General features: G+C 64.6%; 25 protein-coding genes and 1 pseudogene. 11 read left to right on the forward strand and 15 right to left on the reverse strand.

Annotated elements, in window-relative coordinates; translation table 11 throughout:
* A complete protein-coding gene (locus LVJ94_00230) occupies nt 1-1,038 on the reverse strand; it encodes a HEAT repeat domain-containing protein (GenBank protein WXB05691.1) in 1,038 nt (345 codons plus the stop codon).
* 152 nt (nt 1,039-1,190) lie between these two features.
* Nucleotides 1,191-1,526: pseudogene (locus tag LVJ94_00235) on the reverse strand (sporulation protein).
* Nucleotides 1,527-1,657: 131 nt separating this feature from the next.
* Between LVJ94_00235 and LVJ94_00240 the strand changes: the two are divergent.
* A complete protein-coding gene (locus LVJ94_00240) occupies nt 1,658-2,374 on the forward strand; it encodes an E3 ubiquitin ligase family protein (GenBank protein ID WXB05692.1) in 717 nt (238 codons plus the stop codon).
* Nucleotides 2,375-2,384: 10 nt separating this feature from the next.
* On the opposite strand, the gene LVJ94_00245 is transcribed toward LVJ94_00240, so the two are convergent.
* Nucleotides 2,385-3,197, reverse strand: coding sequence for a helix-turn-helix transcriptional regulator (locus LVJ94_00245; GenBank protein ID WXB05693.1), 813 nt, complete (start codon nt 3,195-3,197; stop codon nt 2,385-2,387).
* Between the two features lie 137 nt (nt 3,198-3,334).
* On the opposite strand from LVJ94_00245, the gene LVJ94_00250 reads away from it, so the two are divergent.
* The 3 genes from LVJ94_00250 to LVJ94_00260 all read left to right on the forward strand — a co-directional run bounded on the left by LVJ94_00250 (nt 3,335) and on the right by LVJ94_00260 (nt 7,811).
* Nucleotides 3,335-4,099, forward strand: a complete 765-nt coding sequence (locus LVJ94_00250; GenBank protein ID WXB05694.1) for an SDR family oxidoreductase — start codon at nt 3,335-3,337, stop codon at nt 4,097-4,099.
* 34 nt (nt 4,100-4,133) lie between these two features.
* Complete coding sequence (locus LVJ94_00255; protein ID WXB05695.1) at nt 4,134-5,855, forward strand: hypothetical protein; 1,722 nt, start codon at nt 4,134-4,136, stop codon at nt 5,853-5,855.
* 84 nt (nt 5,856-5,939) lie between these two features.
* The gene (locus tag LVJ94_00260) at nt 5,940-7,811 is read left to right on the forward strand and encodes a PhoX family phosphatase (protein WXB05696.1); all 1,872 of its coding nucleotides are present in this window, start codon (nt 5,940-5,942) and stop codon (nt 7,809-7,811) included.
* A 177-nt stretch (nt 7,812-7,988) separates the two neighbouring features.
* Here the strand turns inward: LVJ94_00260 and nagE are convergent, their stop codons facing one another.
* From nagE to LVJ94_00285, 5 genes are all read right to left on the reverse strand, one after another.
* Entirely contained in the window at nt 7,989-9,713 is a 1,725-nt protein-coding gene (gene nagE / locus LVJ94_00265; protein WXB05697.1) for an N-acetylglucosamine-specific PTS transporter subunit IIBC, read from the reverse strand.
* Between the two features lie 19 nt (nt 9,714-9,732).
* The gene (gene ptsP / locus LVJ94_00270; GenBank protein ID WXB05698.1) at nt 9,733-12,324 is read right to left on the reverse strand and encodes a phosphoenolpyruvate--protein phosphotransferase; all 2,592 of its coding nucleotides are present in this window, start codon (nt 12,322-12,324) and stop codon (nt 9,733-9,735) included.
* 81 nt (nt 12,325-12,405) lie between these two features.
* Nucleotides 12,406-13,428 (reverse strand): SIS domain-containing protein, encoded by a 1,023-nt coding sequence (locus LVJ94_00275; protein WXB05699.1) that lies wholly within the window; start codon nt 13,426-13,428, stop codon nt 12,406-12,408.
* Nucleotides 13,416-14,552 (reverse strand): N-acetylglucosamine-6-phosphate deacetylase, encoded by a 1,137-nt coding sequence (gene nagA, locus LVJ94_00280; GenBank protein WXB05700.1) that lies wholly within the window; start codon nt 14,550-14,552, stop codon nt 13,416-13,418. Before nagA ends, LVJ94_00275 begins: the two co-directional genes overlap by 13 nt.
* Nucleotides 14,549-15,283 (reverse strand): GntR family transcriptional regulator, encoded by a 735-nt coding sequence (locus LVJ94_00285; protein ID WXB05701.1) that lies wholly within the window; start codon nt 15,281-15,283, stop codon nt 14,549-14,551. The genes nagA and LVJ94_00285 overlap by 4 nt, the downstream gene beginning before the upstream one ends.
* A 515-nt stretch (nt 15,284-15,798) precedes the next feature.
* Between LVJ94_00285 and LVJ94_00290 the strand changes: the two genes are divergently transcribed.
* Nucleotides 15,799-17,196: a carbohydrate porin gene (locus tag LVJ94_00290; protein WXB05702.1), complete on the forward strand. Its 1,398-nt coding sequence runs from the start codon at nt 15,799-15,801 to the stop codon at nt 17,194-17,196.
* 89 nt (nt 17,197-17,285) lie between these two features.
* Here LVJ94_00290 and LVJ94_00295 read toward each other — a convergent pair whose 3' ends face one another.
* Complete coding sequence (locus LVJ94_00295; GenBank protein ID WXB05703.1) at nt 17,286-17,765, reverse strand: hypothetical protein; 480 nt, start codon at nt 17,763-17,765, stop codon at nt 17,286-17,288.
* A 279-nt stretch (nt 17,766-18,044) separates the two neighbouring features.
* Here LVJ94_00295 and LVJ94_00300 point away from each other — a divergent pair, with 279 nt between their 5' ends.
* The 3 genes from LVJ94_00300 to LVJ94_00310 are packed head-to-tail and all read left to right on the forward strand — an operon-like array spanning nt 18,045 to nt 20,444.
* Complete coding sequence (locus LVJ94_00300; protein WXB05704.1) at nt 18,045-19,046, forward strand: chitinase; 1,002 nt, start codon at nt 18,045-18,047, stop codon at nt 19,044-19,046.
* 55 nt (nt 19,047-19,101) lie between these two features.
* Entirely contained in the window at nt 19,102-19,641 is a 540-nt protein-coding gene (locus LVJ94_00305) for a hypothetical protein (protein ID WXB05705.1), read from the forward strand.
* A 35-nt stretch (nt 19,642-19,676) separates the two neighbouring features.
* Nucleotides 19,677-20,444 (forward strand): DUF1223 domain-containing protein, encoded by a 768-nt coding sequence (locus tag LVJ94_00310; protein ID WXB05706.1) that lies wholly within the window; start codon nt 19,677-19,679, stop codon nt 20,442-20,444.
* Between the two features lie 7 nt (nt 20,445-20,451).
* Here the strand turns inward: LVJ94_00310 and LVJ94_00315 are convergent, their stop codons facing one another.
* Entirely contained in the window at nt 20,452-21,393 is a 942-nt protein-coding gene (locus LVJ94_00315) for an MBL fold metallo-hydrolase (GenBank protein WXB05707.1), read from the reverse strand.
* A 2-nt stretch (nt 21,394-21,395) separates the two neighbouring features.
* Nucleotides 21,396-22,007, reverse strand: a complete 612-nt coding sequence (locus LVJ94_00320; GenBank protein ID WXB05708.1) for a hypothetical protein — start codon at nt 22,005-22,007, stop codon at nt 21,396-21,398.
* A gap of 54 nt (nt 22,008-22,061) precedes the next feature.
* On the opposite strand from LVJ94_00320, the gene LVJ94_00325 reads away from it, so the two are divergent.
* The 3 genes from LVJ94_00325 to LVJ94_00335 all read left to right on the forward strand — a co-directional run bounded on the left by LVJ94_00325 (nt 22,062) and on the right by LVJ94_00335 (nt 23,818).
* A complete protein-coding gene (locus tag LVJ94_00325; GenBank protein WXB05709.1) occupies nt 22,062-22,796 on the forward strand; it encodes an MBL fold metallo-hydrolase in 735 nt (244 codons plus the stop codon).
* Nucleotides 22,793-23,095, forward strand: coding sequence for an EthD family reductase (locus tag LVJ94_00330; GenBank protein ID WXB05710.1), 303 nt, complete (start codon nt 22,793-22,795; stop codon nt 23,093-23,095). Before LVJ94_00325 ends, LVJ94_00330 begins: the two co-directional genes overlap by 4 nt.
* Nucleotides 23,096-23,215: 120 nt before the next feature.
* On the forward strand, nt 23,216-23,818 hold the full coding sequence (locus tag LVJ94_00335) for a hypothetical protein (GenBank protein ID WXB05711.1): 603 nt from the start codon (nt 23,216-23,218) through the stop codon (nt 23,816-23,818).
* Here LVJ94_00335 and LVJ94_00340 read toward each other — a convergent pair.
* From LVJ94_00340 to LVJ94_00355, 4 genes are all read right to left on the reverse strand, one after another.
* Nucleotides 23,815-24,366, reverse strand: coding sequence for a hypothetical protein (locus LVJ94_00340; GenBank protein ID WXB05712.1), 552 nt, complete (start codon nt 24,364-24,366; stop codon nt 23,815-23,817). The two genes, LVJ94_00335 and LVJ94_00340, sit on opposite strands and share 4 nt — an antisense overlap.
* 112 nt (nt 24,367-24,478) lie before the next feature.
* The gene (locus LVJ94_00345; protein ID WXB05713.1) at nt 24,479-24,883 is read right to left on the reverse strand and encodes a hypothetical protein; all 405 of its coding nucleotides are present in this window, start codon (nt 24,881-24,883) and stop codon (nt 24,479-24,481) included.
* Nucleotides 24,884-25,050: 167 nt separating this feature from the next.
* Nucleotides 25,051-26,070 (reverse strand): hypothetical protein, encoded by a 1,020-nt coding sequence (locus LVJ94_00350; GenBank protein ID WXB05714.1) that lies wholly within the window; start codon nt 26,068-26,070, stop codon nt 25,051-25,053.
* Nucleotides 26,067-26,501, reverse strand: coding sequence for a DoxX family protein (locus LVJ94_00355; GenBank protein ID WXB05715.1), 435 nt, complete (start codon nt 26,499-26,501; stop codon nt 26,067-26,069). Before LVJ94_00355 ends, LVJ94_00350 begins: the two co-directional genes overlap by 4 nt.
* Between the last annotated feature and the right edge of the window lie 14 nt (nt 26,502-26,515).

A 26,515-nucleotide genomic window follows, 5' to 3' on the forward strand; every position in this document is an offset into this window, starting at 1 on the left:
TCAGCTCATGGCCTCGCGGGCGGCGTCGGCGAGGTGGGGGTAGGGGAGCTGGCCCATGTGCGTGAGCAGGCGCCTCACCTCGGCATGCTCGGCGTGGGCGCGCAGGCCGTTGACGATGGGCCAGAGATCGTCCTCGCTTTTGGCTTGGGCGAAGAGTTGGCTGTAGAAGGCCGCGGCCTGCTGCGGCTGCATCAGGCCCGACATGGATCCGAGCGCCTGGCGCCGCACCTCCAGGGAGGGATCGTGCTGGGCCATGTGCTGGGCGATGGGAAGCAGCTGCGGCATCTCCGTCAGGTTGCAGAACTGGAAGGCCATCGCGTCGCGCACGCCCTCGTCGGGATCTTGCGCCAGCCGTTGCACGATGCCGCCGACCCGCTGCAAGGCCTCCGGCGGCATGAAACTAAGGCACTGCGGCAGGTGCTTTCGCACCTCGGCATTCGGGTTCTGCAAATGCCGCTCGTAGACCGACAAAGTGAAGTCGAGCATGCCGTGGTGGTGCCCGAACTGCAGCGACGAAAGGCTTTCAGCCTGCACCTCCGGGTCGGCGTCGGCATCGGCGATTTGCGCGAGCCACGGCAGGATGCCCTGTTCGTCGACGTACGAGGACAGCGCGCTCACGGCCCCTTTGCGCACCCCCGGTGAGGGATCTTGCGCCAGTTGGACCAAGAGCTCGCGTTTGCCGTTGAATTTCTCGGCGGCGTTGAAGCGTAGGTTGGTCGAGACTTCCGCGCGGACTTTGGCGCTCGGGTGGCGGGCGAGCTGCTGCACCAGGGGAAGGGCGCCCTCTTCGGCAAACTTGGTGGCGGCGATGACGACCTCGGTGAATGTCTCCTCGTCGAGACCGGGCGCGCTCGCCAGGGCATGGAGCGTCTGCAGGTGTTGCGGCTGCACGCGGTTGTCGACCAAATTGGCCCAGGCTTTGAGCGAATCTTCACGCTGGTGCCGTGGGTCATGTGGTGCGCGACGATGGGCTCGGCCTCCATGAGCTGCGCCCCCTCGCTGTAACAATCGAGGAAAAAATCGTAGAGCGCTTTGCACAAGCGCCCTTCTTCCTGGCTCTGCAGATCGGGAAAGCGCTCGAGGATCTCGTGAAAGGGCAAACGCCGCTCGGTGTCTTCGCTGGCCTCGACGATGGTCACCTTCACGTCGTCGGCGGGATCTTTCACCCCCGGAATGTCGGCCGAGGCAACGACCTTGTAGGTGCGATTGAAGGCGGTGAGCGGCACGTCGTACGGGACCGTGAGGCGGAACGTGAACGGGCTCTCGGATTTGGGCGCGAGCTCGATGCCGCCGGCCACGACTTGCTTGGCCATCTCCGCGAGGTCGATCTCGGGCATCGCGCTGCCTTCGCGGGCGCGAACGTTCACGCTGAAAAGCTTCACGGTCAGCTCGGTGAGGCGCAGGGCCTTCTTTCCACCACCGAGCACGATCCGCCCGCCGATGACGGCCCCCGGCGAGGCCGTGTCGTTGTCGAGCGATAGTTGGAGCGAGGTTCCGCCGCCGAACACCGAGTGAAGCAATCCCATGATCATCTCCTTCCGGCGAAGGACGCATCTCGACGGCGCAAGTTGCACCATGGGCACGCGTTCTCGAAAAAGAATCGAGCGCGTGCAACCTCGCTCTGCGATTCGCGTCCCTTTGGCCGAGGAGAAGGATCATGCACACGTTGGGTCTCGTTGTCGTGGCCACGGGCCTCGTTGGCGTCATCTGGGGAATTTTTCAACGGCTCAAGGCAGGGCGGCTCTCCGGTGCTCCGTTGGTGCGCACGGGTGACGCGGCGGCACGAGGCGGACAAGTTGCGTCATCGGATGGTGCCATCAGCGTGCAGGGCAACGTGATCTGCCAGCGTCCACTGCTCTCCCCGGTCACCGGAACCGCGTGCCTGTACTACAGCCTGAAAACGGTGGCCTCGTGGAAGGAGGGCGAGAACGAGAAGAGCAAGGTGCTCGACGACCGCAAGGTGGCGGCGCGCTTTGCCATCGACGATGGCTCGGGTCCCGTGTGGATCGACGCCTCCAATGGCGGCGACTTCGAGCCCGAGCAACGCACGAGCGAGAGCAAAGGGGCGGGGCTCCTCGGCAGCATCACCGGGGCGGATCTCGCGTTCGGGAACTACAAATTGTCGACGGGCTCGCTGTCGCTGGGAACGAAGTACGAGGTGACCGAGACCCTGCTTCCCGTGGTGCCGCGGCTCTATGCCTGCGGGCGCACGGTGGAACGGGGCATCGCGGAGCCGGGTTGGCGGAGCTTGCTCCTATCGGCGAAATCGCGGGACGAGTTGCTCGCGGCGGCGGCACGCGGGGCGAAGTTGTTCGTCGCGGGCGGTGTGGCGGCGCTGGGGGCCGGCGCAGTGATGGCGTTGCTCGGCCAGTGAGCCATTGATTCTACAGCTCGGCGAGGCGGTGCTCTTCGCCGGGGCGCGGGACGTAATAGATGAGCATCTGCTTCGTCGAGGTGGGCGAGTAGAGACTGAACCACTGCAGAACCAGCGGCGCGCCGCGCGTGCGGAAGGTCTTCGTGCCCGACGTTTTGGCGCGCACCTCGTGGCGTGCCCAGATCGTGCGAAAGCCTTCGCTCGTCTCGAGAAGCTCCGTGATGAGCGCATCGAAATGCGGATCGCCGACGAAGGAGCTCGCGCTCAAGCGAAAGCTGGCGACCACGTCTCGCTGCATGACGGGAACCTCGACGTAGCGTTCGCACATCTCGGCGTGATGAAACGTGAGCCAGAGGATGTTGCGGCGCTCGCGCGGGACCGCATCGAATGGGATCAGCACGCGGCATGCGCCCTCGTTCCAGGCAAGAACGTCGAAGCGCGGGGTCATGACGAACGCCGGTGCCGTCATGGCTGAGAGCGCATGCAGCATCGCGGGCTCGGCTTTTTCCTGGCGCGTGGCGTCCGGTCGGGGGTGCATCGGTTCGGGCCGGGCGAGGTAAAAGAGATGACCGCGCTCGTCGTCGTCGAGATCCAGCACGCGCGCGATGGCCTGCAACGTCTCGCGCGACGGATTGACGTCGCGTCCCTGCTCGAGGCGTGTGTACCAATCGACGCTGAGTCCCGCGAGCTGGGCCAGCTCTTCGCGTCGTAGGCCGGGCGTTCGGCGGCGGCGCCCTGCAGGCAACCCGTTGGCGATCGGCGAAGCGCGCGTCCGCCGCCCACGCAGGAAATCCGCCAACTCGCTTCGCCTATCGGTCGCCATCACCATGGATTTTACCATGGCGCGCGGGCGGATCGTTATCCAGGGACTGCGAGTCCTAGGTTGCGCGCTCGTCTTCCTAGCCCCGAGGGGCCGCCCCAGACTTCGCGGCGTACCTCACACAGGAAAGCTAGGCCATCATGTCTCAATCTTCTTCTCTCAAGGATCGCATCGCCGTCGTCACGGGAGCCTCCAGCGGCATCGGTGAAGCCACCGCGCGCAGGCTCGCCCGCGAAGGCGCGGCCGTGGCCGTGTTCGCACGGCGCAAAGATCGCCTCGAGTCGCTCGTGAAATCCATTCGCGACGGCGGAGGGCGCGCGCAGGCCTTCGCCGTGGACGCGAAGGATCGCTCGGGCCTGGCCGAGGCGGCGCGGGTCATCGCCGGAGAATTCGGCGTCGTGGATCTGGTCGTCAACAACGCGGGCGTCATGCTCCCGGCGCCCTTCGAGGACCACCGCTTGGGCGACTTCGAACAGATGATCGACGTCAACGTCACGGGCGCCGTGCGCATCGTCGATGCCTTCGTGGATCCGCTGATTGCGGCGGCCGCGAAGGGTGGACGCGCGGACCTGGTGAACATTTCCTCGGTGGGCGCGCACGGCGTCTATGCGAACTTCGCGGTCTATTGTGCGACCAAAGCCGCCATGACGCATCTGTCCCGAAATTTGCGCGCGGAGCTGGGCCCGAAGCAGGTGCGTGTGGCGGTCGTGGAACCGGGGCTCGTGGATACGGAGCTGCAAAGCCACGCGACCGACGCTGCGGCCCAGGAATGGCTTGCGCAGACGCGAAAAGCCTTTGCGTGGCTCGCAGCCGACGACATCGCGGAGACCATTGCCTATGTCGCGGGCCTACCGCGTCACATTAATCTGGAGCGCATCACGGTGGTACCGACGCAGCAGGTGTGACAGGCTTGCGTCCTCGAGAGAGGGGACCAAGGCCATGAATCCTAGGCACGTCGCAGCGGTGGGTTCTCTGTTGGCCATGTGCGCGTGCTCCGGGGGCGAGGCCTCGGAGACAACGCGGCAAACGCCATCGGCCCTCATGGGCACGTGGATCGACGATCCGGCGCTTCCACTCGTTTACAATGCGAGTGGCGCGTCGGATGCGCGGGCCCTCGCGTTGACCAAGGCCGCACTGGCGGGCCTGGGATTCTCGGGGCCGGAGGCGCCCAACCACGATGACCGCGTGTTCGTGGGCAAGCGGTACCTCGCCTGGATCGATCAGACCGGGTTTTACGGCAAGATGAACGGCCTCTGGGTGCTCGACGGCGCGGCCGGAGACGCGCTCGATTTCGTGGTGAAAGACCCCGACGGGCGCCCGGTGAACGTATTCATCCCCGGCGAGGACGGCGAGGGGCACTTCGCCGGCGGGTACAAAGGTGCCGAGCACGTCGAGTTTCCCAACCGCGTGCCGGAGGCCAACGACGATCCGGCCTGCGCGCAGCAAGATTGGTGCAATCAATATGGATTGAACGAGGCGCCGCCGTTCACCAATACGCGCATTCCGTGGTGGTCGGCCTGCAATGCCGGGGCGCCGTCGTTCGCGGCGAAGTTCGAACCGGTGGTGTTGCAGTCGCTCCCCGACGGCGGGTTGAAGCTGGTGTACGAGGGGCCGCTCGTCAAAGAGGCGGACGGGGACAGCGTCAAGGACGGCGATGCCTGCCACGCCGATTACCTCTTTCCGGACAAGGTGCGGCGCCGCGTTTACCTGCGTGTCGGCTACGAGCTGCACCCCGATTCGAACGACGTGGACCGGACGATGCAAATCGTGAATCCGACGGGCAATCCCTCGTTCGCCGGCGATATGAGCCTCATTGGAGGCTTCGTGATGACCGCGTGGCCAAATGCGAATTACCTCAAACGGATCAACCGGTTTTGGCGGCCGGAATTGCGGGAGACGACCATCAACTGGGCTGGTGAGGGCATTCGCCTGCCCGGCGGCGCGTGGACCGATTTGCACGCGCGTCCGGTGCCGACCAGCGACGTGGTTGTCGGATGGATCGATCAGCCCTTCACCTTGGGCGTGACCAACGACTATGCGGCGGGGCGCACGGCCACGGTTTCGCACGTGGGGCCGAGTGACAACCAGGACGTGGGCGGCTGCCTCTGCGCGGTGCATGGCGCCATCGAAATGGGCGGCGGGCTCATTCACGCGGGCATTTCGCTGCCCATCGCGGGCGGGCAAAGCACCATCGAAGCGCGCCGGCGTCTCACCGTGCCGAATGCCCTTCGCCGGGGCGACGTGCGCGGCCGCACGTACGACGTGGTGAACGGCCTCGCGCACGGCATCGGCCGCGCCGATCCGGACGGCTGGTACGCGACCACGGCGAACGATGCGCGTGGCCATATGATTTACGGGCCCTATGCGACCGATTGGGGCGGCGGGGCTGCGCAGGCCGTCGTTCAGCTCAAGGTCGACAACAACAGCGCCGACGATGGGGTGGTGGTGACCTTGGAATTCAACGACTTCACCACGAATACCGTCTTTGCATCGCGGCCGATTCGCCGTCGCGAATTCCGCGCGCCGCATTCGTTCCAGCGATTCACCTTGCAAGGCAACCTCGACGGTCGTGCAGGGCACAAGTTGGAGGTGCGCGTGTATTGGCACGACATATCGTATGTAAAGGTGGGGAGCGTGGCCGTGCACACCAGCGATTTCTGACGCACAACCGACACGAAAGCGTCACGATGATGCAGATCGACATCGATACCGTCGCGCTTTTCCTCCACTCCCGACGAGGTTGTCATGTCGCATCTTACCGACCGCGCACGCGCGGCAAGCCAGGGCTCTTCTGATACCGAGTCGCTCGCCACGGGCGAGACCTTCGAAGACGTGATTGCACGTGCGCACGTGACACGGCGCATGGTGTTGCGTGGCGGTCTCGGGGCATCGCTTGCGGCGGTGTTCGGTGGCTCCGTGCTCGCCGCGTGCAGCGACGAATCGACCGTGGTCCATACGCCACCGGGAACGGATGCCGGGCCCGGCGTCGACGCGGGGCCGAACTATGCCATTCGGTTCAAGCCGATCGCGCGCAACGTGCTCGATCAGGTCACGGTGCCCGAAGGCTACTCGGTGGACGTGATGTTCTCGGCGGGCGATGCCGTGGTGGCGGGCGCCGTGGCCTATACGGGCACCTTTCTGACGTCGGCCGAAACGGAAAAGATCTCGGGCGGCGGGCACGATGGGATGAAGCTGTTCGAGCTTCCCGGGGTCGACCCGAACAAGGGCGGCCTCTTGGCGGTCAACCACGAGGCTGCCGACTTCAAGATCCTGATGAGCGGCACGTACGATGCGGCCACGGCGACGCCCGAGCAAAAGAAGATCGCGCTTTCGGCCGTCGGTGTTTCGGTGATTGAAATCGAGCGAAAGAGCGACGGCAAATGGGCGGTGAAGGCCAATTCGGCCTACAACAAGCGCTACACCGGCAATACGGTTTACAAGGTTCGCGGTCCGGCGGCGTCGGTCGTCGGTGCGACGGTGGTCGGTACGCTGAACAACTGCTCGAGCGGGATGACGCCGTGGGGGACGTACCTCACGTGCGAAGAGACGACGAACAATTACCTCGACCCGACGCAGCCGGACAATGGCTATGGCTGGGTCGTGGAAATCGATCCGCGCGGCGAGCTCGCGGATCTCCCGGTCAAGCGCACCGCGCTCGGGCGGTTCGATCATGAAAATAGCGCGTACCTGCTCGCCGGCGACAACTCGCTGGCCTTCTACCTCGGCGACGATTCCACGCCGGGCTGCATTTACAAGTTCGTGCCGAGCGGCAAATTCGACCCGCAGAACCGTGCGGCGAATGCCAACTTGCTCGACAGCGGGACGCTGTACGTCGCCAAGTTCAATGCGGATGGCACCGGCCAGTGGCTCGAGTTGGTGCAGGGCAAGAACGGGCTCGTGCCGGGGGCGACGGATCCCGGCGACGAGACGCAGGGGCCGAAGCCCGACGTGACGGTGAACTTTGCCACGCAGGCCGATGTGCTCATCAATACGAAGGCTGCGGCGCGGGTGGCGGGGGCCACGCTGATGGACCGTCCGGAGTGGATCACGGTGGCGCCGGACAAGAGCATCTATTGCACGCTGACCAACAATTCGGGTCGCGCGGTGACCGACAAGGCGAATCCGCGCACGAAGAACCTGCACGGCCACATCGTCAAGTGGCGCGAGGCGGACAGTGCACCGACTGCGACGACGTTCACGTGGGAGGTGTTCCTCCTTGCGGGCGATCCGTCGATCCCCCTCACCGGCAACATCAACGGCGACACCTTCTCGAGCCCCGATGGAATCCACGTCGACCTGCAGGGCCGGCTCTGGGTGGAGACGGACATGAGCGTGCCCGGCACCTCGGGGGCCGAAGGGAAATCGAACGTCGACGTCTTCGGCAACAACTCGATGTACAACGTCGACCCGGTCACGAAGAAGTCGCAGCGCTTCCTCGTCGGCCCCACCGGTTGCGAGATCACGGGCATCACGCACACGCCGGATTTGACGACCTTCTTCGTCAACATCCAGCACCCTTCGGGCACCTGGCCGTCGAGCGTGCAGGGCAATTCCCTCCCTCCGCGCTCCTCCACCATCGTCATCCGCCGCACCGACGGCCAACCCGTCGGCGCTTAAAAGAGAAAGGGCGGCTATGAAAGCCGCCCCTTCGAACCCCGCCTCCCAGCCTCCCCCTCCGGGGGAGGGGGCGGTTGGCAACGATGTTTCGGCTCCCTCCCCCTCCGGGGGAGGGGGCGGTTGGCAACGATGTTTCGGCTCCCTCCCCCTCCGGGGGAGGGTTGGGGTGGGGGAGCCCTACGGCGAGATCAACGCCGCGGCGAGATCCGTCGACTTCGGTCCGACGATGACGTGGATCAACGTGCTCGAGAAGCGTTGCACGGCTTGGGCGCCGAGGCGCTTCAATGCGCCTTCGTCGACCTTGTCGGCGTCCACCAGCTCCGCACGGAGGCGGCTGCCGGCGACGGGCTCGGTCACGCGCAGATTGCCCTCGCCTCCGAGAGCGGCGACCCAGGCGGCGCGATCGATGCCGGTGACGCTTCCCGCTTGTCGGACCGCGGGCTTCGCGGCGATGGCCGGGCTGGCGACGGCCGCTTGCGGCTCGAGGGAGGCGCCGCCCGCGGCGAGGGCCGCGCGGATCGTGTCGGCGACCAGATCGGCCTCGGGGCCGAGGACGACTTGCAGCGTGCGCGGGCCGGGGCGAACCACGCCCTTGGCGCCGAGGCGCTTGAGCGCGGGCTCGTCGATGATGTCGTTCTTCTCGACGCTGAGGCGCAGACGCGTCGTGCAGGCGTCGACCTCGAGCAGGTTCTTCGCACCGCCGAGGGCGCGGACGAACGCGTAGGCGCGCTCTGCATCACCGACGACCAGCGGTGCAGCGCTTGCCGCGGCGTCGGCGGCCTCACGGCCCGGCGTGGCCAGGTTGAAGTAGCGGATGCACGCGTTGAATACGACGTAATACACGGCGAAGTAGGCCGCGCCGACGGGGAAGAGGAGCAACGGATTTTCCGCGATGCCGAACGACAGCACGTAGTCGATGACGCCCGCGGAGAAGTTGAACCCGAGGCGGATGTGAAGCGCATTCACGATGACGAATGCGATGCCCGTCAGCACCGCGTGCACGGCATACAGCGCGGGCGCGAGGAAGACGAACGCGAACTCCACCGGCTCGGTGACGCCGGTGAGGAACGACGTCAGCGCCATCGAGAAGAGCAACCCGCCGACGGCCTTGCGGTTCTCGGGGCGGGCCGTGCGGTACATGGCGAGGCATGCTGCCGGCAGACCGAACATCATCACCGGGAAGAAGCCGGTCATAAAGATGCCGGCGTGAGGATCCTGCGCGAAGAACCGAGGAAGGTCACCGTGGACGATCTTCCCGCTCGCGTCGGTGAAGTCACCGAACACCGTCCACACCATGCTGTTGATCACGTGGTGCAGACCCGTGACGAGGAGCAATCGATTGAGGATGCCGTAGATGAAGACGCCCAGCGCGCCCGCTTCCAGCAGCCAATTCCCCAGCGCGGCGATGACGTGCTGAATCGGCAGCCAGATGACGCCGAAGAGCATCCCGAAGAAGACGCACACGAACCCGGTCACGATGGGGACGAAGCGTTTGCCGCCGAAGAAGGCGAGGTATTCGGGCAGCTTGATGTCCTTGAATCGGTTGTAGAGCAGACCTGCCGCGACGCCGCAGAAGATGCCGCCGAGGACACCCATGTTGATCTTCTCTTTGGCGTCGGGGTTCTCCATCGCCTTGATCACGGCGGTCAGAACCAAATAACCGACGCTGCCGGCGAGGCCGGCCACGCCCGAATTCTCTTTGGCGAAGCCGACGGCCACACCGATGGCGAACAAGAGAGGCAGGTTGCCGAAGATCGCATCGCCCGCTTGCGCGACGACCTTGATGTTCAGCATATCCGGCTGACCGAGCCGGAGCAGCAACCCCGCCAACGGCAGGACTGCGATGGGCAGCATGAGCGCGCGCCCGAGCTGCTGGACCTTTCCGAAGTTTATCTGCGACATGGAAGTCCTCCCTGAAAATTTAGGCGTCGGGCCACAAGGCGCGCGCACGCGCGCGGATCTCTTTTGCGGACGTGAGGTTCATCAGGACGGTCGTCTGCCGGCGGCACGCTTCGTATTCGAGCGTGCGCACTTTGGCTTTGACCTCGGCCACGACGCCGGCGCTGACGGAAAGCTCCGTCACGCCGAGTCCCACCAAGATGGGAAGCGCGTCCAGATCGGAGGCGAGTGCTCCGCAGATGCCCACCCATTTCCCGTGGCGGGTCGCACCCTCCACGGTCTTCGCGATGAGCCGCAGCACGGCGGGGTGAAGCCCGTCGAGCTTCTCCGCGAAGCCCGAATGGCAGCGATCCATCGCCAGGGTGTACTGCGTGAGATCGTTGGTGCCCAGCGACAGGAAGTCCGCGTGGCGGGCCAGTTGATCGGCGAGCAGGGCGGCCGACGGAACTTCGACCATGACGCCCAGCGACGGACGCTCGGTGAGGCCCATCTCCGAGGCGAGCGTGTCGAGGCGCTTGCGCACGAAGAGCAGCTCCTCGGCGTCGGACACCATGGGCAGCATGATCTTGCACGCCGACAGCGGTGTGACGCCCAGCAGCGCGCGCAGCTGCGTATCGAGCAACTCCGGCTCGGCGAACCCGGAGCGGATGCCGCGAAGGCCCAGCGCCGGATTGTCTTCCTTGGGGAAGGGCAGGAACGGGAGGGGCTTGTCGCCGCCCGCATCCAAGGTGCGGATGATCGCCGAGCGGCCATCGAGCGCGTTGATCACGGCCTGGTAGGCGGCGAGCTGCTCGCCTTCGGTCGGCGGATCTTGGCGATCGACGAAGAGCAGCTCCGTGCGCAGGAGGCCCACGCCGTCGGCACCCTGCTCGACGGATTCGCGTGCGTCGGTCTCCGTGGCGATGTTCGCGGCGACCTCGATGCGGTGGCCGTCGCGCGTGATGGCCGGCAAGCCGACCTTGGCCAGCGCCTCCGCATGGCGTGAAGCGCGCTCGGACATGGCCTTGCGCGCGGCCGCGAGACGCTCCGCGCTCGGCTTCGTATCGAGGCGGCCCGCGTTGGCGTCGAGCACCACTTCGGTGCCGTGCGCCACGGAGAAGACCGGCGCGCCCATGGCGACCAGCCCGGGAACGCCGATGGCGCGCGCCAGAATGGCCACGTGCGAGGTGGCGCCGCCTTTGGCCGTGCAGAGCCCGACGATGCGCGATTTGTCGAGGCGCGTGAACTCGGACAGGGCCAGATCGTCCGCCACGATGATCGATTGCGCGAAGAGCTCCGGCTCGGGCAGCGCCTCGCCGCTCATCGCGAGGAGAACGCGTCGCTCGAGGTCGCGCAGGTCGGTGATGCGCTCGGCCAAGAGCGGATTGCCCAGGCGCGAGAGGACGTCGCACTCGGCGTTCACGGCGTTGCGGTACGCGAGGCCCGCGCTCACGCCGGTGCCCACCGCGCGCTCCGTGTTGGAGACGATTTCCGGATCATCGAGCAAGGCCTGGTGCGCGACGAACATGTCGTGCTCCTGGCGTGCGTGCCGCGCTTCGGCATCGCGAATCGCCGCAGCCACTTCCGCCCGCACCGTGGCCAGCGCATTGGCCAGCCGCTCGAATTCCGCATCCAGGTTGCCCAGTGCCGGCGGCGGCTCCACATCGACGCTGCCCAGCCGCACGACCTGCCCCACGGCCAGCCCGGGGGACGCGCAGACGCCTTCGAGCGCACCGCCGGTCAGCTTTCCGCGCAGAGGAAGCGCAGGCGCCGAGGTGCCGTTCTCTTTGTGTCCGTCCTTGGCATCCGCCGTTTGCAACGCCGCCACGACACCGGCCAGTGCCGTATCCGCCGAAGCGCCGCGCACGTGCACGGTGACGCGATCACCCTCTTTGGTGCCGAGCCCCATGAGCGCCACGACGCTGCGTGCATTCACGGTGCGACCGCCGAAGGACACCGAGACCTCGCCGCCGAAACGGCGCGCCGCCGCCTGCACCAGCGCCGCTGGACGCGCGTGCAATCCACCATGGTGCGCGACCACGGCCTCGCCCTGCTTCTCTTCGAGCGCGACGCCGGGCGTGTGACGCGTCGCCGCGACCTCCCCAGAGGCGCGCGCGAGCGGCGCATCCTTGGGATCGCGCCGTCGCACGTGGATCAGCCGCGATTTGCCGGCTTCCACGGATCCTGATTGTCGCCAGGAGATCGCGTACTCGTCGCTGTTGGCGATTAACATCAACGTCAGCAGCGAGGGCACCGCACGGGCCACTTGGTCGATGTCGAAGGTGATGAGCGGATCGCCCGCGGACACGCGTGCGCCCTCTTGGACGTGCGACGTGAAGCCGCGACCCTCCAGGTGCACGGTATCGATGCCCACGTGAATGAGCACCTCGGCCCCGTTCTCCGCCGTGATGGTCACCGCATGCCCCGCGCGATGGCGGTGGGTGACCACGCCGTCACACGGTGAGAGCACGCGGTTCGACAGAGGTTCGACGGCCACGCCGTCGCCCATCATCCGCGTGGAAAATACCGGATCGGGAACGTCTTCCAGCGGCACCACGATGCCGCTGAGCGGGGAAGTCAGGGGCAGCTCGGCGAGCTTTGCCCCACTCTCTGGCCAGCGAAGCATACGGTCCATCGAGGGATCACTCCTCGGAGACTCGAGTTCTATCGGCAAACGAGGCTCGACCTTCGGCATGGTGCCCCTCCATGGGAAAACTCAACGGGTGTGGGTCACTTTGGAAAGATGGCGTGGTACGTCCGGATTCAGTCCGCGCATCTCCGCCACGCGCGCGGCAATAAGATAAAAAGTTTGGATTGCCAAAATCGGATCGAGAACTTCGTTTTCAGCAACTGCAAGTGTTACGTCGCGCTCTTTGATGTCGGCCGGCGCCGCGAGGATCACGCGCGCACCGCGTCCGCGCATCTCGGTGGCCAATTCGAGCAGGCCTTTCTGCTCCGGGCCGCGCAGCGCGAAAATGAACAGAGGATAACCCTGTTCGATGAGGGCCATCGGGCCGTGCTTGATCTCGGCGCCGCTGAACGCCTCGGCCTGAATGGACGACGTTTCCTTCAATTTGAGGGCGGCTTCCGCGGCCACGGCAAAGCCGAGCCCGCGCCCCACCACCATGGCGCGATCGGTCACCGCCAAGGCATCGACGGCAATCGAACCATCGATTTGCGTCGCCTGCTCCAAATGCGTCGGCAGCGCGGCCAGCGCTTTGAGCAAATTGGGGTCCCTGCGCCAATGGCCCACGAGGCGCGCCAATGCAGCGAGTGCACCGATGTAGCTCTTCGTCGCGGCCACGCTTTGCTCGGGCCCCGCACAGAGCGGCACCGTCCATTTGCACGCGTGCGCGAGCGGCGATTCAGTGCGATTCACGAAGGCCACCGTGGTGGCACCGCGCTGGCCCAATGCGGCCATGGTCTCCACCAAATCGGGGCTCTGTCCGGATTGCGATACTGCGACCGCGAGTTGCCCATTCACCGCGAGCGGCGCATGGTGCAATGTGGCCAACGACATGGGGAGCGACACGACGGGCACGCCCACCGTGAGCATCGTCAGGTAACCAAAGTAATTGGCCGCATGGTCCGAGCTACCACGCGCCACCGTGAGAACCACCTGCGGGGGCTTTTCCACCAGGGTTCGCCCGAGCACGGCGAGGCCTTCGTCGGCTTGAAGACGCTGCGTGCTGACCACCGAGGCCGAGGCCAATGCCTCTTTCAACATCAACGAGCCCACAAGCATTCTCCTTCGCCAAAAACGGTGACGACCTTCAATTCACGATCGACGACGACCACGTCCGCCCATGCCCCCTGCTCGAGGCGACCGCGGTCCTTCAAGTTCAAATACTCGGCGGGGTAAAAGGACAATCTGCGCGAGGCATCTTCGATGCGCAGTCCCACGGACTGCACCAAGTTGCGCAGCGCCTGATCCATCGTCAGGGCGCTACCGGCGATTGTACCATCAGAGAGGCGAACCGCGCCTAGACATTTCGTCACGGTGTTCGATCCAAGTCGATATTCGCCATCGGGCATGCCGGCAGCGGCCGTGGAATCCGTGACGGCGAACAATCGCGGAATGGTGCGGAATGCGGCGCGCATCGCACCTGGGTGCACGTGTCGCAAGTCCGGGATCAATTCTGCATATTCCGCATGAGCCAATGCGGCGCCGACGGCACCCGGTTCGCGATGGTGCAATCCCGTCATGGCATTGAACAAATGGGTGAAGCCTGCGGCTCCGTGTTCCAGGGCGGCCACGCTGTCTTCGTAGCTTCCCGCCGTGTGGCCTATCTGCACCCGAATGCCCTTGGCCGATATTGCCCGAATGGCCTCCAGGTGTCCGGTGATTTCCGGAGCCAATGTGAGCACGCGAATGGGCGCCATCGCATTGTAGCGATCCAATTCGTGCATGACGGCGACGCGCACATTGCTAGGTTGCGCGCCCAGCTTGCCCGAATTGATGTACGGCCCCTCGAGGTGCACACCGAGCACTCGGGCGCCGCCCGAAATGTGCTCGCGGCACGTCGGCCCCACGGCGGTCAGCGCTTTTTCGATTTCCGCCGACGGCGCGGTCATCGTCGTGGCGAGCATCGACGTCGTGCCGTGGCGCGCGTGCATCTTCGCAATGGTGCGCGCGGCATCGCCGCCCTCCATCACGTCGCGACCCCCGCCGCCGTGCACGTGCAAATCCATGAAGCCCGGCAGCACGAACAAATCGCCATTGCCTGTATGGCTTGACTGGCCGGCCTGCTCCGGATCGACCGGTTCGCCTTCGACGACCTCGATGTGCTCTTTGAAGGCAATGCGCCCGCGGAGCCAGCCCGATGGTGTGAGGATGTTGCCCGCCAACGAATGCAGTGTCATCGGCGAAGCTCCGCGACGAAGTCGTAGTAGTCGTTGCGGCAGTAGCTGTCGGTGACTTCGATCGCCACATTGTTGGCGGTGAAGCCGATACGGGTGACCAAGAGCATCGCTTGTCCCGGGGTTACGTTGGCCAGTCGTGCGATTTTCTTCGACGCGTTGACCGCGCGGAAGTGCTGCAAGGCACGCACGATGGGATGCCCCAGCGCATCGAGGTGCGCATAGAGCGAGGTTCCCACCGCGCGCGGGTCGGGCAAGTAGGTGACGGGGATCGCGGTCATCTCGATGGCCATCACCACGCCATCGGCGAGCCTCTGTCGCTCCAGCCGCGCAACTTGCGACGTGGGCGAGAGGCCGAGTTTCAAGATCTCGTCGTGGTTGGGCGTGTCGATGCGGCGATCGAGCCAGACCGTCGATGGCTCGAAGCCCTTGCGCTTCAGGGTCTCGGTGAAGTGCGTCAGCCTCGAGAGGGAGTGCTCGAGGCGGGGCGCGATGAAGGTCCCGGATCCTTGACGGCGGTGAACGAGCTGCTGTTCGACTAGGACATCGAGCGCCTTCCGCGCCGTGACCCGCGACACCCCCAGCTTCTCCGAAAGCACCCGTTCCGACGGCAAGGCTTCCTCCGCCTGCCACTGGCCCGAGTGGATCGCATCCGCGAGGTTGTGCGCAAGCTGCACGTAGAGAGGCGTGGGGTCGTCGCTATTCGGCTTCAGCACGTTCCACCGCTTGTTCATGGACACGCCATTGGTGAGTCTCGCTCCGTTGTCCACGCTTGGTGGGATAGTACCACTATAATACCATGTCAATACCAGCCGTAGCAGGCCGAAGCAGGACTGCGATGTGTTACGTCAACAACCGGTGGTCAGTTTCGCCGGTGTATTTCGCGGTGCGTCAAACGGATCGGCCGGGGATCGAAAAGAGGTCGGATGACTTTCTGGTATTGACCTGGTCTTTAACTGGTAGTATCTCCGGCTGACCTTGCATACTTGCAAGCTGTGACGTCGCTCACGTTTCATAGGCAGTTGATTCCGTCGTATCCATGCCGTGCGGGGCGTGATACGGCTGGAAACCTCGTCGGAGCGTCGTCCTTTCTCTGACTCACCGATCAACGTTCACCGTTCACGATTCAACAGGGAGCAAACGGATGATGTTATTGGGCCGGAGTATTCCATGGTTCGGCGCCGGGTCGTCCCGGTGCACGGGTTCTTCGCGTGTGCGAAAGCGCAGTCGCGCCGGTAAGGCGTGTTTAGTGAGCCTCGCGGCACTCGCGGGACTTGGTTGGGTATCGCCCAAGACGGCGTCCGCCGACATTACCTCGGATCGCGTCGAATTTTTTCAATACGGCCGTATGGGTATCGGCTGGACGAAGAGCGGGCAGGTGATTCAGGGCCAGTCGATGAACCTGACGGGCGGCGGTCTCGGAGGTCGTCTCGAAGAGGGCGACTACATCCAGCCGGGCGTTCGTTTTCACCTGAAAAAAGGCGAGAGCGCGACGGATACGACCGTCGACGTCGTGAACGACTACGAGGTCTTTTCAAACGGCGCCGGCATCCTCTCCGACCTTGCGAACGGTGAAGTCGGACAGCTGAGGATCTTGCCGCAGCAGTTCTACGTCCAAGCGAAGAACATTTTCACGCCGGGTCTCGAGATTTGGCTCGGATCTCGCCTCTATCGTAAGAACGACATCCACATCGCCGACTACTTCTATTTCAATCGGTTGAATGGTCAGGGTGCTGGCGCGATCTATACGCACCCGAAGTTCGGTGAAATCGATGTTGCTATTCTCGAGCAGACGGGAAGCAACAATTTCTTCCGTATCAATGCCGGTGCGCCGGGAGGCGATCCCGTCTATCCGTACGGGTACCGCGCTCGCACCATCTTCGTCGGGCAATACAAGTATCCGCTGCCGATGCGGACGAGCTTCGTCCAAGCGCTCGGTGAGTATCACGTCGTTCCGCGCCAACAAAAGCAGGACGAGGGCACGGCCGCCAACGTCAATCCGCCCGATTGGGGTGCCGCGTTCGGTCTGAAACTCCACTTGGACTTCGGCGGCGACTCCTTCAACGACACCTCCATCCGCTACGGCATGCGCCTTGCGAACGGTGCGCAAAGCGGCGGTGCCACGTACAACACTTTCGGCGTGACGACCGAGGAAGGCACGTACAAGGGAGCGTACGGCGTCGAGTTCGTCGAGCACTTCGTGTGGGATATCGACAAAATCGCCGGCATTAACGGCTATTTTCTTGCCCACTACAGCACCGGCGCGCGTTACGACGGGATCGATCCAAACGCGCCCGCGCAGCCCGGCGGAGCCGCCCACAACGTCAACGAACGCTTGAACTACGCGTTCGGTATCCGCCCCATCATCTATTTGCGTGACGACTTCCACCTCGTCACCGAGGCGACCTACCAGGCGCGCAAAGACGAAAACCTGGCCATGGGCTCGGCGGTGAAGCTCTCCGTCGTCCCGACCATCGTGCCGGCCGGCGGTCGCAGCGTGTGGAGCCGTCCGCATCTCCGCGCGATTTACACCTTGGGCATCTACAATAAGGCTGCCCAAGATCAATTGATGTCGCCCTTCCTGCAGACCGTGGGCGAGACCAGGCTGGCTCACTACGTTGGCCTCCGCGCCGAGTGGTGGTTCTAATCATTACGAAACATGTTTCGTAGTCCGGGAGCGGCTTGATGGGATGAGTCGCTCCGCCCGTGTGAGGGCGGAGCGCCCCAGAACATCACTTATTTAACCGCAGTACCGGTTAGCTTGACGCTGCAGAAGACATTGGCCGTACCGGCCCCTTGGACCGAGAGCACGCCATCGGCCCCCAGCGCCAACGTCGCCGACGTCACGTTCACGCTGTACGTCGTCGACCCATCGGAAAGCTGGCACTGCGTGCGCGCCTTCAATTTTGCGTGCGTCGCATCGGTGTGGACGAACGGGATCTTACATCCTTGAACGTCAGCGACGACCTCGTTTGCGTTCGCCCCGGCGACGACCTCCGACTGCTTCCCATTGAGATCGATGGGGGTCGAGAGACATGGGGAGGAGGCGTTGCTCCCCGCTTGAAAGGTCCACGTTCCGACGAACGCGGATGCAAAGATCTCCTCTTCACCTTGATCAACCGTGTCATCGGCGGCGGATGCCGTGCTTCCCACCGTCAAGCCGAAGGATGCGGTAACGAGACCGAGCACAAATGCGATGCTCCATTTCTTGAACATGGATTCCTCCAACGCGGTCTTTTGATTTCCTGCAGATTGGGCAATCTCAATCGTTCGCTAAGTGCTGAGACTGCCTGCGGATACGGCGCGCGGCCTCAAGCAAGTAATAGTCCGCCAAGCTTTCGGCTTCTTTCGACCAACCAATGATCGCGTCGATCGGGGTAACCCTGATCGCGAGGATCAGGGTCTGCGTCGGAGGCGCGACGATTGCGCGCGGTGTCATTCGCCGAAAACGCGGCGAATTCCGCGAGGCATGCACGGTGCAGAGCCGCCGCGACCATGTTGCGAACTACGAACTTCTTGTTCGCGGGAGCGCTTGCGCTACTCGCATGTTCGGGCGATGTGCCGGATGCCGCGGAGCCCATGGCCCAAACCATGTCGTCGCCGGTCGCGGCCGAGCAAGATGCCGTTGCCGCCGCCATTCGCGTCGCGCCGTACATCGATATCACGATGAACACGCCGACATTGCCCGCCGTCGCCCGCGCAACGGGGCAGAAGTATTTCACGCTCGCCTTCGTACTCGGCAGCAGCGCGGGGTGCGATCCTCAATGGGGAGGCACGATTCCTCTTAAGGAGCCGCGCATCATCAACCAGATCAACGAGCTGCGAGGCTTGGGGGGCGACGTCATCATCGCCTCGGGCGGCGCGATGAGCCCGTACCTCGAGAATTTGTGCGGCTCCGCATCCGCCCTCGCCGCAGCCTACCGCAAGGTGCTCGATGCCACCGGCGCTACGCACCTGGACATCGATGTCGAGGCGAGCATCCCGCAAGACACGGTGAATACGGCGCTGGCCACCATTCAGCGCGAACGCGGCACGGTGATCAGCTACACCTTGCGCATTCAGGGACAGGACTACGGGCTCGATCCGTATTCGGTCACCGTCTTGAAGAGCGCCGCGGCCAAGGGCGTGAACGTCATCGTCAACCCGATGCTCATGAACTTCGGCTACTCCGGCGACTGGGGCAATGCCATGGTGTCGGCGGCCAATGCCACGCTCGCCCAGATCAAACGCGAGGTCTGGCCGAACAAGACCGACGCCCAGCTGCGTGCGATGTTCGGCGTCACACCGATGATCGGCCGCAACGACTCGGGCATGATCACGACGCAGGCCCACGCGCGCAACCTTCTCTCGTGGTCGCGTACGAACAAGATCGCGTTCATCGGCTTCTGGTCGGTGGGGCGCGACAACGGCGGGTGCCCAAACGGCGGGGTGTCGCCAACCTGCAGCGGCATTTCGCAGTCCACGTACGAATTTACCAATATTTTCAAAGGCTTCTGACGCGTTTGTCTTTTGCACGCACCATCCGTCGGTCGCCGGCCGATGGACCGAGCGCATGCTACTCGGATGGACGCGGCAGATGATGCGGGCGGACGACGTCGTCCTTTACGTTCTTTACGCCGACTCCGTGGCGGCATATGAGGAGGAGGCGGTGTTGCCCGGCCGGTCGATCGTGGCGACGCCGCACTCCGTGCTGCTGTTCGTCGAAGACTGGGTGCTGCGCAGCGAGTTCGAGGTGCGCTCCTTCGTCGACATGGTGGTCGACGCTTGGTACGACGTGCGCGATCTTCAAGCGGGCCGCGCACTGCGTGACACGACCGAGCTCGATGCGAGCGAGGCCGTGACGTTGGGGCCCGGTCACGAAGAGCGGCTTCCGGATCTTCGCGATGGCGTCGTGGTCGAGGACCTCGAGGCGGTCGCGGGTTCTGCACGTGCCAACGCGGTCGTGGCCAAGGTCGACGGTGTCGTCGTTGCGTGTGACGGGGTCGCACTGCGCAGTGCACGGGATGTGCGCGTGTTCGCGCAACGGCTCGTGGCCACCTGGAGCGTGGTCGGCTATTTGCGCACCGGCAACGAATCTCCGATGCACGTGTAGCGATACCGCTTGGCGATGCGGCCGTAGTCCCAGGCATGCGAATGCGAAGTCTGGGGATTTTTGTCGCGGTGGTCGCGGCCGTGGTGGCGGTGGGCGTGGGGCAATCGCGGGCGGACACGCCGGCACCGAAGGCGACGGGCCCGGCCGTGCCCGTCGTGGTGGAGCTCTTTTCGTCGGAAGGGTGCAGCAGTTGCCCGCCGGCCGATGCCTTCATCGAGCAGCTCGAACGGACACAACCCGTCGAGGGCGTGTCGATCATCGCGCTCGGGCAGCACGTGGACTATTGGGACGACCTCGGTTGGCCGGATCCGTTCGGCCACCCGCGCTTCACCGCGCGGCAGAAGCAGTATGCCGGCGTGCTGGCCGATTCGCGCATCTACACGCCGGAGATCGTCGTCGATGGGCGAGCGATCCTCGAGCGCGGTGACAAGGCGTCGACGGCGCGTGCGCTGCAGGCGGCGGCGCGTGAGCCGAGGGCGCGCGTCACGTTGAATCGACGCGGCGACCGCGTGGCGGTGGATGTTGCCAACGTGCCGGCGGGCAGCGACACCGCGGAAGTGTGGTTGGCCATCACCGAGAGCGGCCTCTCCACGCGCGTGGAGCGCGGGGAAAATGCGGGGCGTGTGCTGTCCCACGCGCCCGTCGTGCGCGCACTGCGCAAGCTGGGCAACGCCGAGGGCGGCGCATTCCGCGCGGACGCAGCGCTGGAGCTCGATCCGAAGTGGAAGCCGGCGGCGGTGCATGCGGTGGTGTTCGTGCAGCGCGCGAAGTCGCGTCGCATCGTGGGGGCGGCGCAGATCTGAGCGCGCCCTACTTGGCGAGAAAGACGCGCTGCTCGCCGATGTTCAAGATGGAGACGCGGTCGTCGTCGAGCCCGCGCTCGTGCATGTGGTGGCGTAGGAAACGCGGGCAGTCGCCGGGTGCATCGTCGGAGTTGATGAACGTGTCGAAATGAATCGGCACCATGCGCGCCGCGCCGAGCAGGGCGAACGCGTCGAGCGCCTCGATGCTATCCATGTGCGTGCGGCGCATGAAGTCGCGCGGAGCCGTCGGGCAGATGGGCAGCAGGGCGAGCGAAAGATTGGGAAAGCGCGTGCGCGTTGCTTCGAAGTGCGCACGGTCGAAGGCGGTGTCGCCGCCGAAGTACACGGAGAGCCCGTGGTACTCGAAGACGTACCCGGTGAAGGCGCGCGGGCGCCATGCCTGATCGATGCCCCAGCGTCCGCCCACGTGCCGCACCGGCACGGCGGTGATGCGCACCCCGCTCGCGTCGTACGACTCCCACCGATCGAGCTCGCGCGTCTCGAAGGCATAGCGCGGGACGATGGCGCGCACGCCCGGCGGCAGCAGCGCGACCTTCGTCTTGTGCTGGATCATGTCGAGTGAGTCGTACGACAGGTGATCGAAGTGCATGTGCGAGATGACCACCGCGGCGAGCGGAGGGAGATCGCGCGCATCGATCCCCGGTTCGACGAGCCGGGGTGACACCTCGCCCACCGAGTTGGTGAATACCGGATCGGTGAGGATGAACGCATCGTCCATCTGCACGAGGACCGTGGCATGTCCAACCCAGAGCACGGCCAGCCGCGCATCGTTCCGCCGCGGCTCGCGGATCTTGTGTTCGACCTTCTTCGGCTCGTGCGATGCCGCGAGGTTGCGGCCGATGGCGCGCGAGGCAAAGCATCCGCCGAGTGCGAGACATGCCGCGAAACATGGAACGAGCGAAGCGATGCGAAGAGCGTGTCGGTGCATTCTTAGAAGTACCGGAGGTTGAACGCCGTGATGATCTCGCGCTGCACGAGCTCGGGTGAGACCGTGACGGTGACCCCCATGGTGCCGAAGAGGAAGTACGCCCCCGTCTCGATGGACCCACCGCCGCCACCGGCCGCGCGGTAATACGAACCACCGAGGGACCACGAGAGCGTCTCCCCGCGCCCGATGATCGGCAAGTAGAGTCGCCCACCGGCGCGCGCGATCCAGCCCGTCGCATCGCCCGGCGCGCAGCAGGCCCACTCGGGTGAGGCGTAAAGCTCGATCGCACCGCTGTGGCGCGCCACGGGATCGACGACGAACGCGCGCACGGGATGTTCGGCGACACCGAACGAGTACACGAACGGCGCAATCTGCCAGCGCACCCCCGCCCCCGCGCGATCCGAGCCGAGAACGAGGAGCGGACTCGGTACGAGCTGCGCGACCGTCCACACGATGGCCGAGGACAACGGATCGGTGCGTGGCGGAGGTGGTTCGTCCTTCTCGGCGGCGAATCCAGGGAACGTCATGGTCGCGATGGCGCCGGCGATCGCCATCTGGAAGAGCCGTGCCCGCATCGCGCCGACGATACCGCGTTTCTGGGCTGGGGTGGACATTCGTGCTCAGCGGCCTAAAGACTGTGGTCCAGACCGACGAAGAGGGGATAGGCGATGATCACGAACGAGCAGTCGCGCACGCGCATCGACGAGGTACAGGCGGGCATCTACCGCATCAGCACACCGGTCATCGCCGCAGAGGGGGGATTCAGCTTCAACCAATACCTCATCGTGGACGACGACCCGGTGCTCTTTCATACCGGCCCGCGTGGCATGTTCGGGCTCACGGCGGAGGCCATTGGCAAAGTATTGCCGGTGGAGAAACTGCGTTATGTCGGCTTTTCACATTACGAAAATGACGAATGCGGCGCGCTCAATGCTTTTCTCGCCAAGGCACCGCACGCGCAGCCTCTTTGCGGCACCATCAATGCAATGATCAACACCGACGCATTCGACCGCCCGCCGCGTGCACTCGGCGATGGTGAATCGCTCGGCGTGGGCCGACGCACGCTCGTGTGGTTCGACGCGCCGCACCTTCCGCACGCGTGGGAATGTGGATATCTCTTCGAGAAGGAGAGTTCGACGCTGTTTTGCGGTGACCTTTTCACGCAAGGCGGCTCGGAGCATCCGCCGGTGACCACGGGCGATATTCTCGAATCGAGCGAGGCAATGCGCAAAGGGCTAGATTACTACGCACATACACCGAAGGGTGGCGCCCTCCTCGACAAGCTGTTGGCATGCCGCCCGGCGCTCTTGGCGTGCATGCATGGCAGTGCCTATCGAGGTGATGGTGCAGCGCTGCTTCTCGCATTGAAAGAACGTTTGCGTCCGGTTATCGTTCCAGCATGATCCGATTCTCCGTCTTTTATCCGGCCAAGGAAGGTCAGACCTTCAACCTCGAGTACTACAAGAACACGCACATGCCGCTCGCAGGCAAACTGCTCGAGCCCGTGCGTTACGAAGTCGACAAGGGCCTGTCGGGCGGCGCACCGGGGAGCCCGGCTCCCTTTGTCGCGGCGTGTCACTTCTACTTCGAATCGCTGGAGTACTTCGGGGCGCGCATCTCCGTGCATCGCCCGGCCCTGCAAGCCGACATGGTCAATTACACGACCATCGAGCCGATCGTGCAGATTAGCGAGATCGTGTAGTCCGACCGAGCTCGAAGGTCGCGGCTGCGCGCGAATGCGCGCGCAGTTGTGCGCGACGAATTGGCTTCGTTGGGGCTGGTCGAGCATCATCATTGGCTCCAACAACCAGGGCCTCGTTCCATGAAACGGCCTCTTCTCGCGGCTGCGGCCGCCATTGTTGGTGCATGCGGCGGTCATCCCAATGTCGTCGAGAATCGCACGCCGTCGATGCGCAGCGATCTTGCCGTGGACCGCGCGGCCGGTCTGGCCGCTTTCGAGACGGTGCGCGGCGTGCTGCAGCACCCGCGCTGTCAGAATTGCCATGCACCGGGCGATGCCCCGCTCGAGGGCAACGACGGACACGTGCATAGCCAACACGTGTTGCGTGGACCTACCGGCCACGGCACCGCGGGCGCGGAGTGTTCGACGTGTCACGGTCCGAGCAATCCGCGAAGCGCGTTCGGAATGGACGCCGCGCCGGGCAAACCACGGGTGTGGCGCATGCCGCCGCCCGGTGCGTTCATTTTCGTGGGTATTGCGCCGCATGCCCTTTGCGAGCAGCTGCTGAATCCTCAGCTCAATGGCCACAAGGATATGGTTGCCCTGCGCAATCACATCGACGCGCCGCTCGTTTCATGGGGCTGGGCCCCCGGCTTTGGCCTTGCCGCCGTGTCGACGTCGCGCGATCGCTACATCGCCGCGTGGGACACCTGGATGGGAGCCGGCGCCCCTTGTCCGAATTAGCGACTTTCGCCGTGCTCCAGACGCGCGCGCATCGCATCGAGATGGCGCATGTAGAAGATCCAGAACAACGGTGCCGCCACCGTGATGGCATATTGAAGCACACCGAGTGGTGAACCGGCGGCCAATGCGCCCACGAGACCGACCAGTGAGAGGCCCGCCGCGCTCGATACGAGCCCGCGCCCCGAGAGATCGGTCTCTTTCCGCCACGGACCGTAGGCGCGCGATTCGTATCGATCGCACAAGGCGAGGTTCATCGCGAACATCCAGTAATAGTTGAAGAATGGAATGCAAAGGTACGCCACGGCGCTTTGCGGCGTCGTGGCGATCGATCCTACTTTCCAATCTTCGCGTGGGAGCGCGCCCCACATGCTCGCCAGCCATCGCCCCGCGCACACCAGGCTGGCGAAGAACGTGATCTGCGTTGCCACCGAGCCCCACTGCCAGGCTTCGGCCAGGGTGCTCGCGACGCTGGCCTCGGCGTCTACGTTGCGCGAGATGGCGGAGGTGGCGAGCAGGGCGGCGATCAGCCCGAGCCGGATGACGGTCATCGTCACGAATGCGCGCGTCCAAAAGATGTTTTGCGCGCTTCGCTTGGGTGCTCGTGCTTCCGACGTCGGTGGATCGTAAGGGTTCACGCTCCGGAGACTACATGCGTGGTCGCTAGCGGAACAGGTAGATGCTCGAGCCGTCGACTCCGCTGGTGGCCGAGTGTGTCTTCGAGTCTACCTTGGTTCCGTCGACCCAGATCTCGGTCGTGACCGTCCCCGGTTCGTTCGAGTCGATGCTGACGTAGGCGTCATCGATGTAGTTGACGGTCCGTCGAACCGTCTTTGCAAACGGGAGCGCCGTGTTGTCGAGAACCGTGTCGGCCCCCGTCTCGTTCTTGTATCGAATGGTCCCCTTCTTCACGTCGGCCGACGTTACTTTGTATTCGATGGCTACGTCGCGCGGATAACCGGAGATACCCGGGGTGGCGGGCGAGTCATCGCTGCTACAAGCCGCGAGGCCCACGAGGGTGGCTGCCACGGCCACCATCGACTTCACCGTTCTATAGGTTGCAAGCATGTTCTTGGTTCGATCCTTTGGTTTCGAGAAAGGAGGGGAACGTGCCCCTGTACGCTTTTCGAGCAAAGAACGGACCGAACGGATTTTTCCCGGAAATCGAGTTTTGCAGGCGCAGGGGCGCGGAACGATTCGTTCCGCGCACGGAAGGATTCGTTCCGCGGCCGCGCTCAGAACTCGCGGAGGAGTCTTCCTGCACCCATGAGCGGGCGGCGAAAACCATTTTCCCGCAGCGCATACCAGAAGGTGACCGCATTGATGCCCAGAATGGGAATTCCGAGCATGGGCTCCAGCCGTTCCGTCACGCCGAGCAAGCTCATATTGGTCCCGCATTGGACGATGGCATCCAATCGATTCGCGCGCGTGGCCAGGAGCTGCCGAATGGCACGTTCCTTGGCTTCATCGGGAACGTGGGCAATGTGCAGTGCATTGGCGCATGCGAAGCCCACGGAGGAGACGACTTCGAAGCCCAGATCTTCGAACATGCGAGTGGCATTTTGATTGCCGGTGGCATCGAACGGCGTCAAAAGCCCTATTCGCTTCGCACCAAACCGGTGCAGCGCCGCCGGCGCCGCATCGTGCCACGTGGCCCACGAGAGCCCCGCCTGCGTTTGCACGTCGGTCATGACGGCGCGAATCTCGTCGATGCCGTGCAGAATGTGCTCCAGGCTCATGCCCATGATGAGGTACTGGGGTTGTGCGAGCAACGACTGCGTGACCGCGGCGCTCAAGCCAGAGAGGAACTGGCGCTTGTACTCGAGCAAGTCGGCCGCGGTTTTGAGCTGTGGCCGAGGTGTCGAGATGGTGGCGGTATGCAGTCCCACGCCATCGAGTGCATCGGGGCCCTGGTTGCGGAAGACGATGCTCCACAGTTCGTGCTCCATGCTCGTGTTGGTGACCGGAATGAGCAGGCCGAACTTGCGCCGGAAGCTGCGAACGTCGGGGTATCCAATCGACGGATCGATGCCGAACGTGCCGAGCGGCCGTCCGTCGTGGACGACACCCGGAGGAGCAATTTGTGGCATGGGCGGCGCGTTCACGTCGGGGATTGAGACGGTCGCGCCTGACAGGGTTGCAGGCGCGGGCGGTACGGGGGTGCGGCCCGAGATGGGGCGGGTGCCCGGGGTCGGTGCAGCGCATGCCGCCAGGCCCGCGGTGGTCCCTACGAGGAATGCGCGCCGCGACGTCATCGCGCACCGCCTTGCCATGAGCGCGCCGGCACGAAGGAGCCCGGCCCCGCGAGAACCAGCGCAATCAAGAGCACGACCATCGTCATCGGGTATTCGGCCCCACCGTGTTGCACGTCGTAGCCATGCCTTCCCGACGTCAGCGCCGCGACGAGCATCGTCACGACGAGCGGGCCGAGCGCCCAGAACGCGCGTCCCGCGAGCAGGACGAGCGCCCCCACGATTTCGCTCACCGCCGCAAGGCAAGCCGCAACGTAAGGCAGCGGCATGCGCAAGCTCTCGAGGTACGAAGCGAACCCCGACAATCCGCTTCCCTCGAACCAGCCAAAGAGCTTTTGGCTCCCATGGTAGAAGAACGCAATGGCCGCGATGCCGCGAAGTAGGAAGAGGGCCGCATCCAATCGACTGGCGTACGGTTTCTGAAGTTTGCCCATGCAAGCGATGTAAC

This window comes from Sorangiineae bacterium MSr11367 (assembly GCA_037157805.1).
GTDB lineage: Bacteria > Myxococcota_A > Polyangia > Polyangiales > Polyangiaceae > Pendulispora > Pendulispora rubella.

Coding starts and splice junctions, on each gene's coding strand:
- LVJ94_00240 (WXB05692.1), top strand. CDS start 1,658: ATGCACACGTTGGGTCTCGTTGTCGTGGCCACGGGCCTCGTTGGCGTC.
- LVJ94_00305 (WXB05705.1), top strand. CDS start 19,102: ATGCTACTCGGATGGACGCGGCAGATGATGCGGGCGGACGACGTCGTC.
- LVJ94_00345 (WXB05713.1), bottom strand. CDS start 24,883: ATGCTTGCAACCTATAGAACGGTGAAGTCGATGGTGGCCGTGGCAGCC.
- LVJ94_00250 (WXB05694.1), top strand. CDS start 3,335: ATGTCTCAATCTTCTTCTCTCAAGGATCGCATCGCCGTCGTCACGGGA.
- LVJ94_00325 (WXB05709.1), top strand. CDS start 22,062: ATGATCACGAACGAGCAGTCGCGCACGCGCATCGACGAGGTACAGGCG.
- LVJ94_00300 (WXB05704.1), top strand. CDS start 18,045: ATGTTGCGAACTACGAACTTCTTGTTCGCGGGAGCGCTTGCGCTACTC.
- LVJ94_00355 (WXB05715.1), bottom strand. CDS start 26,501: ATGGGCAAACTTCAGAAACCGTACGCCAGTCGATTGGATGCGGCCCTC.
- LVJ94_00340 (WXB05712.1), bottom strand. CDS start 24,366: ATGACCGTCATCCGGCTCGGGCTGATCGCCGCCCTGCTCGCCACCTCC.
- LVJ94_00315 (WXB05707.1), bottom strand. CDS start 21,393: ATGCACCGACACGCTCTTCGCATCGCTTCGCTCGTTCCATGTTTCGCG.
- LVJ94_00245 (WXB05693.1), bottom strand. CDS start 3,197: ATGGCGACCGATAGGCGAAGCGAGTTGGCGGATTTCCTGCGTGGGCGG.
- LVJ94_00330 (WXB05710.1), top strand. CDS start 22,793: ATGATCCGATTCTCCGTCTTTTATCCGGCCAAGGAAGGTCAGACCTTC.
- LVJ94_00335 (WXB05711.1), top strand. CDS start 23,216: ATGAAACGGCCTCTTCTCGCGGCTGCGGCCGCCATTGTTGGTGCATGC.
- LVJ94_00320 (WXB05708.1), bottom strand. CDS start 22,007: ATGTCCACCCCAGCCCAGAAACGCGGTATCGTCGGCGCGATGCGGGCA.
- nagA (WXB05700.1), bottom strand. CDS start 14,552: ATGACACTGCATTCGTTGGCGGGCAACATCCTCACACCATCGGGCTGG.
- nagE (WXB05697.1), bottom strand. CDS start 9,713: ATGTCGCAGATAAACTTCGGAAAGGTCCAGCAGCTCGGGCGCGCGCTC.
- ptsP (WXB05698.1), bottom strand. CDS start 12,324: ATGGACCGTATGCTTCGCTGGCCAGAGAGTGGGGCAAAGCTCGCCGAG.
- LVJ94_00285 (WXB05701.1), bottom strand. CDS start 15,283: ATGAACAAGCGGTGGAACGTGCTGAAGCCGAATAGCGACGACCCCACG.
- LVJ94_00260 (WXB05696.1), top strand. CDS start 5,940: ATGTCGCATCTTACCGACCGCGCACGCGCGGCAAGCCAGGGCTCTTCT.
- LVJ94_00310 (WXB05706.1), top strand. CDS start 19,677: ATGCGAATGCGAAGTCTGGGGATTTTTGTCGCGGTGGTCGCGGCCGTG.
- LVJ94_00350 (WXB05714.1), bottom strand. CDS start 26,070: ATGACGTCGCGGCGCGCATTCCTCGTAGGGACCACCGCGGGCCTGGCG.
- LVJ94_00295 (WXB05703.1), bottom strand. CDS start 17,765: ATGTTCAAGAAATGGAGCATCGCATTTGTGCTCGGTCTCGTTACCGCA.
- LVJ94_00255 (WXB05695.1), top strand. CDS start 4,134: ATGAATCCTAGGCACGTCGCAGCGGTGGGTTCTCTGTTGGCCATGTGC.